General features: G+C 69.9%; 11 protein-coding genes. 5 read left to right on the top strand and 6 right to left on the bottom strand.

Annotation, left to right across the window (positions count from 1 at the left end):
- Positions 1–57: 57 nt before the first annotated feature.
- The 3 genes from RXV79_RS25865 to RXV79_RS25855 are packed head-to-tail and all read right to left on the bottom strand — an operon-like array spanning position 58 to position 2,193.
- The gene (locus RXV79_RS25865) at positions 58–714 is read right to left on the bottom strand and encodes a type 1 glutamine amidotransferase family protein (protein ID WP_316701036.1); all 657 of its coding nucleotides are present in this window, start codon (positions 712–714) and stop codon (positions 58–60) included.
- A 5-nt stretch (positions 715–719) separates the two neighbouring features.
- Positions 720–1,247 (bottom strand): Dps family protein, encoded by a 528-nt coding sequence (locus tag RXV79_RS25860; protein ID WP_316701035.1) that lies wholly within the window; start codon positions 1,245–1,247, stop codon positions 720–722.
- A 25-nt stretch (positions 1,248–1,272) separates the two neighbouring features.
- Complete coding sequence (locus tag RXV79_RS25855; protein WP_316701034.1) at positions 1,273–2,193, bottom strand: LysR substrate-binding domain-containing protein; 921 nt, start codon at positions 2,191–2,193, stop codon at positions 1,273–1,275.
- Between the two features lie 144 nt (positions 2,194–2,337).
- On the opposite strand from RXV79_RS25855, the gene RXV79_RS25850 reads away from it, so the two are divergent.
- Positions 2,338–2,886, top strand: coding sequence for a hypothetical protein (locus RXV79_RS25850; protein ID WP_316701033.1), 549 nt, complete (start codon positions 2,338–2,340; stop codon positions 2,884–2,886).
- 6 nt (positions 2,887–2,892) lie between these two features.
- On the opposite strand, the gene RXV79_RS25845 is transcribed toward RXV79_RS25850, so the two are convergent.
- Both RXV79_RS25845 and recG read right to left on the bottom strand, forming a co-directional pair.
- Positions 2,893–4,128: a Yip1 family protein gene (locus RXV79_RS25845; protein ID WP_316701032.1), complete on the bottom strand. Its 1,236-nt coding sequence runs from the start codon at positions 4,126–4,128 to the stop codon at positions 2,893–2,895.
- Between the two features lie 100 nt (positions 4,129–4,228).
- Positions 4,229–6,283, bottom strand: coding sequence for an ATP-dependent DNA helicase RecG (recG, locus tag RXV79_RS25840; RefSeq protein WP_316701031.1), 2,055 nt, complete (start codon positions 6,281–6,283; stop codon positions 4,229–4,231).
- A gap of 18 nt (positions 6,284–6,301) precedes the next feature.
- Here recG and queA point away from each other — a divergent pair, with 18 nt between their 5' ends.
- The 3 genes from queA (at position 6,302) to RXV79_RS25825 (ending at position 11,107) form a co-directional block, all read left to right on the top strand.
- Positions 6,302–7,357, top strand: a complete 1,056-nt coding sequence (gene queA / locus RXV79_RS25835; RefSeq protein WP_316701030.1) for a tRNA preQ1(34) S-adenosylmethionine ribosyltransferase-isomerase QueA — start codon at positions 6,302–6,304, stop codon at positions 7,355–7,357.
- Positions 7,358–7,495: 138 nt separating this feature from the next.
- Positions 7,496–8,689: an RCC1 domain-containing protein gene (locus RXV79_RS25830; protein WP_316701029.1), complete on the top strand. Its 1,194-nt coding sequence runs from the start codon at positions 7,496–7,498 to the stop codon at positions 8,687–8,689.
- 45 nt (positions 8,690–8,734) lie between these two features.
- Positions 8,735–11,107 (top strand): ATP-binding response regulator, encoded by a 2,373-nt coding sequence (locus RXV79_RS25825; RefSeq protein ID WP_316701027.1) that lies wholly within the window; start codon positions 8,735–8,737, stop codon positions 11,105–11,107.
- Here RXV79_RS25825 and RXV79_RS25820 read toward each other — a convergent pair.
- A complete protein-coding gene (locus RXV79_RS25820) occupies positions 11,100–11,723 on the bottom strand; it encodes a response regulator (protein WP_316701025.1) in 624 nt (207 codons plus the stop codon). The genes RXV79_RS25825 and RXV79_RS25820 overlap by 8 nt on opposite strands.
- Positions 11,724–11,913: 190 nt before the next feature.
- Here RXV79_RS25820 and RXV79_RS25815 point away from each other — a divergent pair, with 190 nt between their 5' ends.
- Positions 11,914–13,653: a hypothetical protein gene (locus tag RXV79_RS25815; protein WP_316701024.1), complete on the top strand. Its 1,740-nt coding sequence runs from the start codon at positions 11,914–11,916 to the stop codon at positions 13,651–13,653.
- Positions 13,654–13,717 lie beyond the last annotated feature (64 nt).

Raw genomic sequence — 13,717 nt, 5'->3', positions numbered from 1 at the left:
ACCTGCGATCCTCATGTGATCTAGGGGGATCACGCGGTTCTAGGGGGAATGCGTGTTCTAGGGGGTCAGCGGGGTATCGGGGCGCAGCGGCTCGGCGACGAAGGGCTGCACCACGCTGATCAGCTTCTGCACGTAAGCCTCTTTCTCGCCGACGGGCGCCACGTAGTGCAGCGCCTGTTCGGTGGCCTGCTGGCCGGCTCGCAGCAGCATCACCCAGGTGGCCAGGTACTGCGAGGCCATGCAGCCGCCGGCGGTGGCCACCGGGCCGCGCGCGTGGAAGGGTTCGTCGACCACGCGCACGCCCGCCTGCACCACCCAGGGCTTGGTGGTGAGGTCGGTGCAGGCCGGCATGTTGCCGATGAGGCCGAGCCGCGCGAGCAGCAGCGTGCCCGAGCACTGCGCGCCGATCAGCTGGCGCAGCGGGTCGAGCGTGAGGCGGTCCATCAGCGCGGCGTTCTCGGCGATGGCGCGGGTGTAGATGCCGCTGCCGAAGAGCACGACCTCGGCTTCGTTGGCGAACTCGAGCGGCTGCTGCACATCCACCGTCACCCCGTTCATCGAGGTCAGCTTGAGCCCGGGGCCGGTGATCTCGGCGGTGAAGCCGTGGGGCCGCAGCCGGTTGAGCAGGCCGAGCGCGATGAACGAGTCAAGCTCGTTGAAGCCATCGAAGGTGACGATGGCCACCCGGGTGGTCACGGGAATCGGCGCGGCCATGCGGGTCACTCTTCCAGCAGGCTGCGCAGCATCCACGCCGTCTGCTCGTGCACCGTGAGGCGCTGGGTGAGCAGGTCGGCGGTGGGCTCGTCGCCGGCCTTGTCGGCGAGCGGGAAGATGCTGCGCGCGGTGCGCGCCACGGCCTCGTGGCCGGTGACGAGGATGCGCACCATGTCCATCGCCTTGGGTGGCGTGGCCGGCGCATCCTTGATCGAGGCGAGCGCGCCGAACTGGGCATACGAGCCCGGCGCGGCGAAGCCCAGCGAGCGGATGCGCTCGGCGACCGGGTCGACCGCATTCCACAGCTCGGTGTACTGCAGCATGAACATCTGGTGCAGCGTGTTGAACATCGGCCCCGTCACGTTCCAGTGGAAGTTGTGCGTGGTGAGGTAGAGCGTGTAGGTGTCGGCCAGCAGCTTCGACAGGCCGTCGGCGATGGCCTTGCGGTCCTTCTCGCCGATGCCGATGTTGATCTGCGGCGCGCTCGCGCTCTTTGCCGAAGGAGGGGTGGGGGTCTTGGTCTTCTTGGCCATGGTCGTGGTGGGTGGACGGGAGGGGTCAGGACACGCGCTGCACGCCTTCGAGCGGGCAGGCATAGATGGCGTTGCGCAGCGCGGCAATGGCCTCGTAGCGGGTGAAGGTGCGCCGCCACGCGAGCACCACGCGGCGTGTGGGCACCGGCTCGCTGAAGGGCACGTAGTGCACATGCGGCTGCGGGTCTTTCGGCACGCTCAGCTGCGGCACCACCGTGACCCCCATGCCCGAGGCCACCATGTACTTGATGGTCTCGAGCGACGAGCCTTCGAAGCTCTTGCGGATGCCTTCGGCGTTGCTCGAGAAGCGCGCGTATTCGGGGCAGACCTCGAGCACGTGGTCGCGGAAGCAGTGCCCGGTGCCGAGCAGCAGCATGGTCTCCTTCTTCAGCTCTTCGGCGGCGATCTGCTGGCGCTTGGCGAGCGGGTGCGAAACGGGCACCGCCACCATGAACGGCTCGTCGTAGAGCGGGGCGACCGCGAGGCCGGTGTCGGGGAAGGGCTCGGCGATGATCGCGCAGTCGAGTTCGCCGGTGCGCAGCATGTCGAGCAGCTTGACGGTGAAGTTCTCCTGCAGCATGAGCGGCATCTGCGGCACCCGCTCGATGGCGGCCTTCACCAGGTCGGGCAGGAGATAGGGGCCGATGGTGTAGATCACGCCCAGCCGCAGTGGCCCCGAGACCGGATCCTTGCCGCGCTTGGCGATCTCCTTGATGCTGGCCGCCTGCTCGATCACCGACTGCGCCTGGCGCACGATCTCTTCGCCAAGCGGCGTCACGCTGACCTCGTTGGCGCCGCGCTCGAAGAGCTTCACGTCGAGCTCTTCTTCCAGCTTCTTGATGGCCACGCTCAGCGTGGGCTGCGACACAAAGCAGGCTTCGGCGGCACGGCCGAAGTGCTTCTCTCTGGCGACGGCCACGATGTAGCGAAGCTCGGTGAGGGTCATATGGTGCGCAGGATAGCGGAGCCGATGTGCCGCGTCATGCGCCCCTTGGGATCGCCTTGCGATACCGCATCACTTCCCGCTTGAGGGGCGAGGGCGCTTCGCGGATTCTCCCGCCGCGGCATGTGCCGCGCCTGGAAAAACCGTATGAGTCAAGCGCGCTTTCTCGTCTCTGCCACCGTGGCCGCCCTGGCGGCCGCCACCCTGTCGGCCTGCTACGTGGTGCCGATCGACCCGCGCACCGGCCAGCCCTACCCGGTGCCGCGCGACGCTTCGCAGCCGGCCAGCGTGGCCATCATCACCCCACCCGCGTCACCGGCACCACCCCAGCCCACGGTCCTGAGCGCCCGGCTCTACCCCCTCAACCCTCAAGCCAACAAGGGCGGCATGCTGACCGCCGTGGTGATGGACAACAACACCGGCCGCGGCACCTTCACCCTGAGCTACCTGGGCGACGCGCTGCAGGGCGAAGCTTCGCGCGTGGATGCCGGCTACGCCGCCTTCGGCCGTGTGCACACCGAGGTGCTGGGTGCCAACCCGCAGCGCAGCTTCAGCGGCCGGCGCGGCATCGCGAATGCCTACGGCGCCAAGGGCGTCAACGTGCAGTGCGAATACCTGATCACCGGCCCGATGATGGGCACCGGCGCGTGCCTCTTCTCCGACGGCGCGAAGTACCAGATGCACTTCGGCGGCTGAGCCGCTTCAGGACTTGGCGGGGCGCTTCATGGATTCGAGCCGCGCCAGGTCCAGCCCTTCGACGATGGCCTTGAGCGCGGCGGGCTCCACCTTGCGGCCATCGGCCTCGACCACCACGCCATTGGCCAGCAGCACCGTCACTTCGCCGTGGCTGCCGTCCTTGCGGTGCTTCTCGCGCACGGTGCGGTTGCCTTGCTTGTAGACACGCTCGATGGCGGTGTCGGTTTCCTTGTCGAGCGTGGTGCCGGCCCAGCCGGCCAGCGCCGCGATCCCGGCCATGCCACCGAGGTCGGTGATGCTGAGGTCCACCCGCTGCGAGCCATCCGTGTAGCGCGCCTTGGCGGACGAGCCGGCCACGCCCATCGCCTGGTTGCTTTGCGCCTCGATCGAATCACGTCGCAGGGAGCCCAGGCTTTCCGGCAGCAAGGCCTTCAGCTCTTGCGGCGGTAGTGCTTCGCCGGTGGCGCCAGCCATCGCCCCCACCATCTCCGACATCGCCTTGCCGGCCGCGGCGCTGTCACCTGATTTCTGCGCCGCTTCCATGCGCTTGCCGGCCTCTTCCATGCGTTTGGCCATCTCGTCGAGCTTGCTCGTGTCGAGCGTCACCTCGCCCTTGGGCGTGGTGATGGTCACGTCGCGCTCGCCGTGCATGCCACCCATGCGGCCGAGGCCGCGCGAGGGCGTGACGGCCGCCGAGATCGCACCGATCACGATGCCTGCGACGATGCCGCACACCACCACCACCGCGGTGTAGCCCGCCGCCTTCCCGGGCGGGCACTTCATCAGCACCGGCAAGCCGGTGTAGACGAGGTAGATCGAATAGAGCGCCGCCAGCAGCCCCAGCACCGAGAGCGACGGGATCAGCCCGAAGATGCCGCCCACGAAGCCGGCGGTCGCGCCATAGGCCACGAGCTTGAGCGCGTTGATCTGGCTCTTGGTGCCGCCGAAGTTGGGGGCGAGCGCGTCGACGATCAGCGCGATCACGAACACCATCACCAGCGAGAGCACGTAGCTCACCACCATGTTCGTGAGGCCCCACATGAAGGGCACGCGGATGTGCATGCCGAAGCCGCCCACGCCGATGAGCGTCATGCCGATGAAACCGGCCACCGCGGGGATGGCGGCGAGGATCAGCACGTAGCGGGTGTAGAGCGAGGCCACGTCGGCCGGCTCCTGCTCGATGGCCGGCCAGGTGGTGGTGGGGCGCAGCAGGATGTCCTGCACACGTTGGACGAGGTTCATGCGTGACTCCAAAGCGCCACACGACGGCGCGAGCGGAAATCTAGTCCCCGTGCGCGGCTTTGCCTAAGGACCAACGTCACATCGACGCCGAGGCGGCTCTCTAGGCCTTCAGGTATTCGGCCTTGCTGCCCAGCCAGCGCGCCACGTGCTGGCGGGCGCGCTGTGGCTCGCTCGCGAGCCAGCGCTCGGCGGCGGCACGGGCGGGTGGCACGAGGTGCGCGTCTTCGTTGAGGTCGGCAAAACGCAGCAGCGGGGCGCCCGACTGGCGTGCGCCGAGGAATTCGCCCGGCCCGCGGATCTCGAGGTCGCGCCGCGCGATCTCGAAGCCGTCCTGCGTCTCGGCCATCGCCTTCAGGCGCGACTTGCCGGTGTCCGACAGCGGCGAGGTGTAGAGCAGCACGCACACGCTCGCCACCGAGCCGCGCCCCACGCGCCCGCGCAACTGGTGCAGCTGCGAGAGGCCGAAGCGCTCGGCATGCTCGATCACCATCAGGCTGGCGTTGGGCACGTCGACACCGACTTCGATCACCGTCGTGCTCACCAGCACCTGCATCGCCCCTGCCTTGAACTGATCCATCACCGCCGTCTTGTCGGCGGCCGGCATGCGGCCGTGCAGCAGGCCGACGTGGTGGCCGGCGAGCGCCGCGCTCAGCTGCTCGTGCGTGGCCGTCGCGTTCTGCAGGTCGAGCTTCTCGCTCTCTTCGATCAAGGGGCAGACCCAGTAGACCTGCCGGCCGCGCGCGGCTTCATCGGCGATGGTGGCGATGACGTTGTCGCGCTTGGCATCGCTGAACACCTTGGTGACGATGGGCGTGCGGCCGGGCGGCAGCTCGTCGATGGTGCTGATGTCGAGGTCGGCGAAGAGCGTCATCGCGAGCGTGCGCGGAATGGGCGTGGCGCTCATCATCAGGAGGTGTGGCTCGAGCGACTGCGCCTGCAGCTTCTCGCGCAGGGCGAGCCGCTGCGCGACGCCGAAGCGGTGCTGCTCGTCGATGATCGCGAGGCCGAGCTTGGCGAACTGCACCTCGTCCTGGATGACGGCGTGCGTGCCCACCACGAGCTGCGCCTCGCCCGACGCCACGCGCGCCAGCATCTCGCGGCGGCCCTTGCCCTTGCGGCTGCCGGTCAGCCACGCGGTCTGGATGCCCAGCGGCTCCAGCCACTGCACCAGCTTGCGGAAGTGCTGCTCGGCGAGGATCTCGGTGGGCGCCATCAGCGCGCACTGCCAGCCGTTGTGCATGGCGATGGCGGCGGCGAGCGCGGCCACCACCGTCTTGCCCGAACCCACATCGCCTTGCAGCAGCCGGTGCATGGGGATCTCGCGCTGCAGGTCCTGCGCAATCTCTTCGACCACGCGGTGCTGCGCGCTCGTCAGCGCGAAGGGCAGGGCGGCCAGCAGCCGCTCCTGCAGCCCACCGCGCTGCACCGCAAAACGCGGCGCGCGTTGCAGCGCCCGCTCGTTCTTCGCTTCCAGCTGCGAGATCTGCTGCGCCAGCAGCTCCTCGAACTTGAGCCGCTGCCACGCGGGGTGGGTCTTGTCTTCGAGCGTGGCGAGGCTCACGTCGGGTGCCGGGTGGTGCAGGAAGTTCAGCGCCTCCTTCAGCGCCCAGCTGCCGCGCGGCAGCAGCGCCGGCGGCACCAGCTCCGAGAGGTCGGCGCGTTTCAGGCCCGAGGCCACCGCCTTGCGCAGGTAGGCCTGTGGCAGCGAGGCGCTGGTCGGGTAGACCGGCGTCAGCGCGGTGGCGAGAGGCGTTTCTTCGTCCACGCCTTTGAAGCCCGGGTGCACCATCTCCAGCCCGAAGAAGCCGCCTCGCGCCTCGCCGCGCACGCGCACCCGGTTGCCGGCGGCGAGGGTCTTCTGGTGGTTGGGATAGAAGTGCAGGAAGCGCAGGAAGAGTTCGTCGCCGCCATCGTTCAGCTTGACCACCAGCTGCCGCCGCGGGCGGAACTGCACCTGGCATTCGGTGATGATGCCTTCCACCTGCGCCGTCATGCCGTCGCGCAGGTCGGCGATGGCGGTGAGCTTGGTCTCGTCTTCGTAGCGCAGCGGCAGGTGCAGCGCGAGGTCGATGTCGCGCACCAGGCCCAGCTTTTCCATCGCCCGCTGCGGAGCCGATTTCTCCTGGCGTGCGGGCGTGGTGGTGGCGGGGGGCATGGGACAATTTTGCGGCATATGTCTTCCGCCTCATCTTCCCTGCGACTCGCCGATTTCGACTTCGAGCTGCCGCCCGAGCTGATCGCGCAACACCCCGCGCCCGAACGCAGCGCTTCGCGCCTGCTCGATGGCACGCACACGCCGCCCGTCGACCGCATCTTTCGCGAGCTGCCCTCGCTGCTGAAGGCAGGCGACCTGCTGGTGTTCAACGACACCCGCGTCATCAAGGCACGCCTGCTCGGCGCCAAGGCCACCGGCGGGGCGGTCGAGGCCTTGGTCGAGCGCGTGCTGCCGAACCATGAGGTGCTCGTGCACCTGCGCGCGAGCAAGTCGCCGAAGGCCGGCGCGGTCGTGCGATTCACCAGCGGCGATGGCGCCAGCCACTTCGAGGCCGAGATGCTGGGCCGCGGCGGGCCGGAGGATTCGCTCTTCCACCTGCGCTTTCCGTCCGAGCCCTTCGCGCTGATCGAGCGCCACGGCCACGTGCCGCTGCCGCCCTACATCACGCATGCCGACGATGCGGAAGACGAGCGCCGCTATCAGACGGTGTTTGCCGCCAAGCCCGGCGCCGCCGCCGCACCGACCGCAGCGCTGCACTTCGACGAGGGTGTGTTGGCCGCGTTGCGCGAGCGTGGTGTGGGCAGCGCGAGTGTCACGCTGCACGTGGGCGCCGGCACCTTCCAGCCGGTGCGCGTCGACAACATCGCCGAGCACAAGATGCACAGCGAGTGGTTCGAGGTGCCGCAGGCGACGGTGGATGCGATCCACGCGACGCACGCTGCCGGCGGCCGTGTCGTCTCGGTCGGCACCACCACCTTGCGTGCGCTCGAATCGGCCGCGCGCGGCGGCACGCTGCAAGCCGGCAGCCGCGACACCGACATCTTCATCACCCCGGGCTTCACGTTCCGCGTGGTCGACGTGCTCGTCACCAACTTTCACCTGCCCAAGAGCACGCTCTTGATGCTGGTCAGTGCCTTCGCCGGCCACGAGCGGGTGATGGCGCTCTACCGCCATGCAGTCGCCGAGCGCTACCGCTTCTTCAGCTACGGCGACGCGATGCTGCTCGCACGCTGAGCACTGCGTCACGCTTGCGCGTGCGGCATGGCGCCGCTTCGGCCGTTTGGTCGATGGGTGCGGCAAGCGGCTCTCTCCAGAATGAATTGCAGCAGGCGCGCAGGTGCCGCCCGCATTCACGCTGAGGATGAAGCTGAGATGAACACAACCCCTGCGGTGCGCCGCCGCGTCGTGGCGCTGATGGCGCTGGTGCCCCTGGTGCTGGCCGGTTGCGGGGGGTCATCGGGCGGCGGTGGTGGCTCGGGTGGCGCTGGCACACCGCCCCCGCCACCCCCACCGCCCGTCTCGCAGATCAAGGCCATCCACACCAGCCCCAACGCGGCCCACGTGGTCGTGGTGAAGACCGACAACACCGTGTGGAGCTGGGGCCTGAACGACATCGGCCAGCTCGGCCCGCAGGCCACGGGCTACAGCATCGTCTTCACGCCGATGGAGGTGAGCGCGCTCGGCACCGACTTCGACCGCGTCGCCGTGGGCTACAAGACGAGCTTCGCCTACGGCCCGGGTGTGTACGCCTACGGCTGGGGCGACAACACCTCCGGCGTGCTCGGCGACAACTCCACCACCGCTCGCACCACACCCACGCAGGTGGCGGTGGTGGGCGGCTTCACCTCGCTCGCGTCGGGCAGCTTCACGACCGCGGTGCGCTCCGATGGCACGCTGTGGCACTGGGGCTCGCGCATCAACGCCGCCGCGCCGTACTACCGGCCGCAGAACGTCGGCAGCGGCTTCAGCAAGGTCGCAATGGGCTACGCCCATGCGCTGGCGCTCGGTCAGGACGGCAGCGTGTGGACCTGGGGCTGGCAGAACACGGCCGGCCAGCTCGGCCGCACGGTGCAGTCCACACCCTCCGGCAGCGACGCGCAGACGCCGGTGCAGGTGATGACCGGCGTGGCGCAGATCGCGACCGGCTTCCAGTCCAGCTACGCCCTCAAGACCGACGGCACGCTGTGGGCCTGGGGCAGCAACGACAAGGGCCAGCTCGGCGATGGCACCACCACCTCGCGCCCGGCGCCGGTGCAGATCCCCGGGCTCTACACCCACATCTCGGCCGGCGACAACCACGTGGCCGCGACCAAGGCCAACGGCACGCTGTGGACCTGGGGGCACAACAACTTCGGCCAGCTGGCCGACGGCACGACCGTCGATGCCTGGTCGCCCCATCAGGTGAGCAGCGCCGCCTGGACGATGGTGGCTGCGGGCGCGGGCATCACGCTCGTCGCCAACGCAGCCGGCGAGATCTACGGCGTGGGCTACAACTACTGGGGCAGCCTCGGCACGGGCTACCAGCAGTACGCGCCCACCACGACCTTCACCAAATCGGTGTTCTGATCCATCGATCAGCCTCGCGGCACGCGCCGGATACTGCGTGCCGCCATGAGCCTTTCGCCCTTGCCTGCCGACACCGCACCGATCTCTCCCCTGCGCCACGCGTGGCGCCGCGCGCTGCTGCCTCTCACCTGCCTCGGGCTGCTGCTGCTCTCGCTCTGGTGGGCCGATGCGTTGACGCATGACGTGAAGCGCTGGCCCGGCCAGCGGCTCGACGTGGCCGAGTCGCTCGTGTCGACGAGCGAGCGCCCGCCGGCCCAGGCGAGCGGGTGGCAGCCCACCCGCCTGCCCGACAACTGGAAAGAGACGCGACCCGACGGCCCGCCCGCCGTCTGGTACCGCGTGCCCTTCAGCGCGGCGGCGGTGGACGACCCGGCGGTGCTCATCCCGCGTCTCGCGACGAGCGGGCAGGTGTGGCTCAACGGCTCGCGCCTGTGGGACGGGCGCAGCACCCGCCCGCAGGACACCTTCAGCTGGAACGCGCCGCTGCTGCTCGTGCTGCCGAGCGGCCTGCTCCGCGCCGAGGGCAACCTGCTCGAGATCCAGGTGCAGGGCCTGCCGCGCTACCGCGCCGGCCTGTCGCATGTTCAGCTCGCGCCGCAGCACGCGCTGGTGCCCATCTACACCTGGCGCAACCTGTGGCAGAAGGATGGGGCGCTGATCTCCAGCGTGGTCTCACTGGTGGGCGGCCTGCTGATGCTGCTGCTGTGGGTGCGCACACGGCGCGACCCGATGTACCTCTGGTTCGCACTCGCGACCCTCGCCTGGGCGGCGCGCAACAGCAATCTCTACCTCAACGAGCTGCCGGTGCCGATCGACGCCTGGGCCACGCTCGTGCGCGGCGGCCATGCGTGGTTCGCGGCCTTCTTCGGGCTCTTCGTGCTGCGCTTCACCGGCACCTCGTGGCGCGGCTTCAAGGTGGCGCTGGTTGTCTATGCGCTGGCCAACAGCCTGCCCTCGGCCGGCTTCGTGGAACCCATGCTGCGCTGGCTCGCGCTGCCCGGCTTCGCGCTCTACTTCCCGCTGCTGTGGCTCTTGCTGCGCAAGGGCTGGCGCGATGGCAGCACCGAGTCGGCGTTGATGGCGGCCACCGCGCTCACCTTCCTCGCCTTGTCGGCGCGCGACGGGCTGCTGCTCGGCAGCCGCCTGCCCTACGAGGCCTACTACCTGTCGCACTACAGCGGCGTGCTGCTGCTGGTGTCGGCCGCATGGGGGCTGGTGGCGCGGCTGGTGAATGCGCAGCAGGGCCTGTCGCGCCTCAACGCCGAGCTGGAGCAGCGGGTGGCCGACCGCACCGCCGCGCTGCAGGCGGCCAACGCGGCCAAGACCCGTTTCCTCGCGGCCGCCAGCCACGACCTGCGCCAGCCGGTGGTGGCCATCGGCCTTTTGATCGGCCTCGTGCGCGAGCAGGTGCAGGCCCTCGACGTGCGGCGCCTGATCGACCGCGCACACGACGCCGTGATGGCGATGGAAAAGCTGCTGCAAGGCCTGCTCGATCTCTCGCGCCTCGACTCCGGCGTGGTGAAGCCGCGCTTCGAAGGCGTGGGCCTGCAGGGCGTGTTCGACGCCATCGCCGCCACCGAGGCCGCCACCGCGCAGGCCAAGGGGCTGCGCTTGCGGGTGCACCCCACGACTCTCAGCGTGCGCGCCGACCCGCTGCTGCTCGACCAGCTGCTGCGCAACCTGGTGGCCAACGCGCTGCGCTACACCGACCGCGGCGGTGTGCTGATCGCCGCGCGCCGACAGGCCGGCCAGGTCTGCGTGCAGGTGTGGGACACCGGCCGCGGCATCGCACGCGAGCGCCAGGCCGAGGTGTTCGAGGAATTCGTGCAGCTCGACAACCCCGGCCGCGACCGCTCGCTCGGCCTCGGCCTGGGCCTGGCCATCGTGGCCCGCTGCGCGCACCTGCTCGGCAGCCGCATCGAGCTGCGCTCCGAGCCGGGCCGCGGCTCGTGCTTCGGCCTGCTCCTGCCCGCCGCGCCCGCGCTGCCGGCGGCAGCGGTGAGGCCGGGCGCGGTGCGCCCGCTCGTCCGCCAGCGGGTGTTGCTGGTCGACGACGACGAGACCGTGCGGGTCGCGCTCAGCTCGCGTCTGGAGGCATGGGGCGCCGAGGTCACCGCGCTCGACGGCCTGCCCGCCGTGCAGCAGTGGCTGGCCGACCGGCCTTTCCTGCCCGATCTGCTGCTCACCGACCACCGCCTGCCGGTGGGCAACGGCCTTCAGGTCATCGACGCAGTGCGGGCGGCCTGCGGGCCGATCCCGGTGCTGATGGTCACCGGCAACACCGCGCCCGAAGACATCGCCACCTTCAGCGCGAGCGGCATCCCGGTGCTGCACAAGCCCTTCCCGGCCGAACAGCTGCTCGCCGCGATCGGGCGCATCGCCGGGCTCGGCGTGTTCGAGCTGAGCGAACTCAGCTGAGCCGCAGCCCCAACCGCGCCGCGGCCACCACGGCCTGCGTGCGCGAGTTGGCGTCGAGCTTGCGGAAGATCGCGCCCAGGTGTGTCTTCACCGTCGATTCCGACAGCTCCAGCTCGCGGCAGATCACCTTGTTCGACTTGCCGTGGATCAGGAGCTTGAGCACGTCGAGCTGGCGCGGCGACAGGCCGAGCACCGTCTCGACGGGAGGCGCCTCGGTGCGCAGGCCCAGCACGCGCGGCGGGAGGTAGACGCCCCCGGCCAGCACCGTCTCCAGCGCCGCACGCATCGCGCCCGGCTGCGAGGTCTTGGGGATGAAACCGGCCGCGCCTTCGTCGATGGCACCGAGCACCGTCTCGGGCGTCTCGTCGGCCGAAAGCACCACCACCGTCACCTCGGGTGCCGCCTCGCGCAGGCGGCGCAGGCTCAGCGTGCCGCTGCTGTCGGGCAGGCCCAGGTCGAGCAGCACGAGGCGGATGTCGGCCTCGCCCTGCAGCCGCTCCAGGGCCTGGCCGATGCTGTCGGCCTGGCGGATGTCGAGTTGGGGAAAGGCACTGGCCATCAGGAGCGCGAGGCCTTCGCGGAAGAGCGGGTGGTCGTCGATGAGAAGCGTCTTCATGGGGTACTGCATGGCCGAACGATTCTGCCCCGCCCTGCAGCCCAAGCGCCCGCATCAAGTGATGTGCGAGCGTGATCTGTTGCGCATGACGGCGTCGGCCATCGGCTGTTTGGTCGAAGCCTCCACGGACCCTCGACCGGCAAGCTGCCGTCACTCGTCACGAGTCATGCATTCAACGGAGCAAACACACATGCGGCACCTGAATCTCGTCATCGCCATGGCCACCGCCGGCCTGCTCGTCGCCTGCGGCGGCTCGCCCAGCGAATCGACCCCGGCCCCGAGTGGCAGCAGCTCGCTGTCCTTGAGCGGCGTGGTCGCCAAGGGCGCAGCACTGGCTGGCGCCACCGTCACCGCCAAGTGCGCGGCCGGCACCGCCTCGCCCGCCACCACCAGCGGCACCGGCACCTACAGCCTCACGATCACCGGCGGCGTGCTGCCCTGCGTGCTCGAGGCCACCGGCACCGGCGCCGATGCGGGCCTGGTCCTGCACTCGGTGGCCACCGGCAGCGGCAGCAGCGCTACCTCGAACGTCACGCCGGTCACGGAGCTGCTCGTCGCGCAGCTCACCGGCCAGGACCCGGCCACGTTCATGGCGGCGGCCGATGCCACCTCCCTCAACAGCACCGTCACCACCACCAACATCAACGCCGCAAAGACGGAAGTCATCGCGACGCTCACCGCCGCCGGCCTCGACACCGCCGCACTTGCGAGTGCCGACATGGTGAGCGGCACGCTGGCCGCCGGCACCGGCGCGGGCTACGACGGTGTGCTGGATGCGCTCGGCGCCGCACTCACCAGCAGCGGCACGACGCTCGCGCAGCTGACCGAGACCGTGGTGAACACCGCTGGCGGCAGCGGCCCCGGCACCGAAGTGGCTGCGCCGGCCTCGGCGCTGCCGGCCAACCTGCTGCTGCGTCCCAAGGCCGCCAACTGCGACGCGCTGCGCAGCACCAGCTACCGCATCATCAAGATCGCTGCGTCGAACGGTGCCGCGACGGCGCCGAGCACCGCCTACGAAGACATGAGCTTCAACGCCGACACCTTGACCGCCACGTTCTCCCCCAACGACACCATGGCCTTCACCGCCAACGGCACCTGCCGCTACACGCTGCCCGAGGGTGAAGCGGTGGTGTCGCCGGCCGGGGTGATCGTGATTCGCCACATGGTCGGCGCCGACGACGACACCGTGGGCACGGGCGATCGCGGCGTGGCTCGCATGATGATCGCCCTGCCGGTGCAGGACCTGTCGGTCGCCGACCTGGCCGGCGAGTACGCCTTCCTCGGTGTCGACCGCAACCCGCTCGCGGCCTATGGCGGCTATGCCACGGTCACGGCCAGCGGTGCGGTGAACGCCTTCCGCTGCTGGGAGGACGCCCTCAGCGTGGCCGAGGCCGCCTGCACGCCGATCGACAGCGGCTACGCCGAAGCGCTCAGCAAGAACAGCAACGGCAGCTTCACCTGGGCCGCCGGCGCAGCCGATCCCGACCAGTGGTCAGACACCGTCTACGCCTACCGCGCTGGCAACGGTGACGTGCTCCTGGTGGGGCTCACCGATTCAGGCGAGCCGACGATCGGCGTCAAGCGCCGCGTGCTGACCCTGCCGTCGGTGGGCGACACCTACGCGAACTGGTCGATGCACGTCGACGGCAACCTGGTGGCTGCGGCCGTCACCACGTCGGTGAGCCACACGGTGGCAAGCGTCGACGCTGCCACCAGCTCGATCGTGCGCACCAGCGTCGAAGTCGGTGCAGGCACCACGTCGCAGACGCTCGCCTACAACTCGGGTCGCGCCGGTTACTTGAACCGCCCGGCCGGCACCGGCGTGCGCCCGTTCACCGGCCTCGCGGCTCCGGGCTTCGGCCTGAGCGCGCTGTTCCTGCCGGCGCACAACGGTCAGGTCGCGCGCTTCTCGCTCTCGGCTCGCCAGTAAGTCACGCCACGGCGTTCGAGGCCCGCCCGATCCGGCGGGCCTTTTTCATGGGCGGCGACAATCG

Origin of the sequence: Piscinibacter gummiphilus (assembly GCF_032681285.1) — a bacterium.
GTDB classification, from domain to species: Bacteria; Pseudomonadota; Gammaproteobacteria; order Burkholderiales; family Burkholderiaceae_C; genus Rhizobacter; species Rhizobacter gummiphilus_A.
The sequence above is the reverse complement of the archived record's forward strand: the minus strand, read 5'-3'. Positions and strand labels throughout refer to the sequence as shown.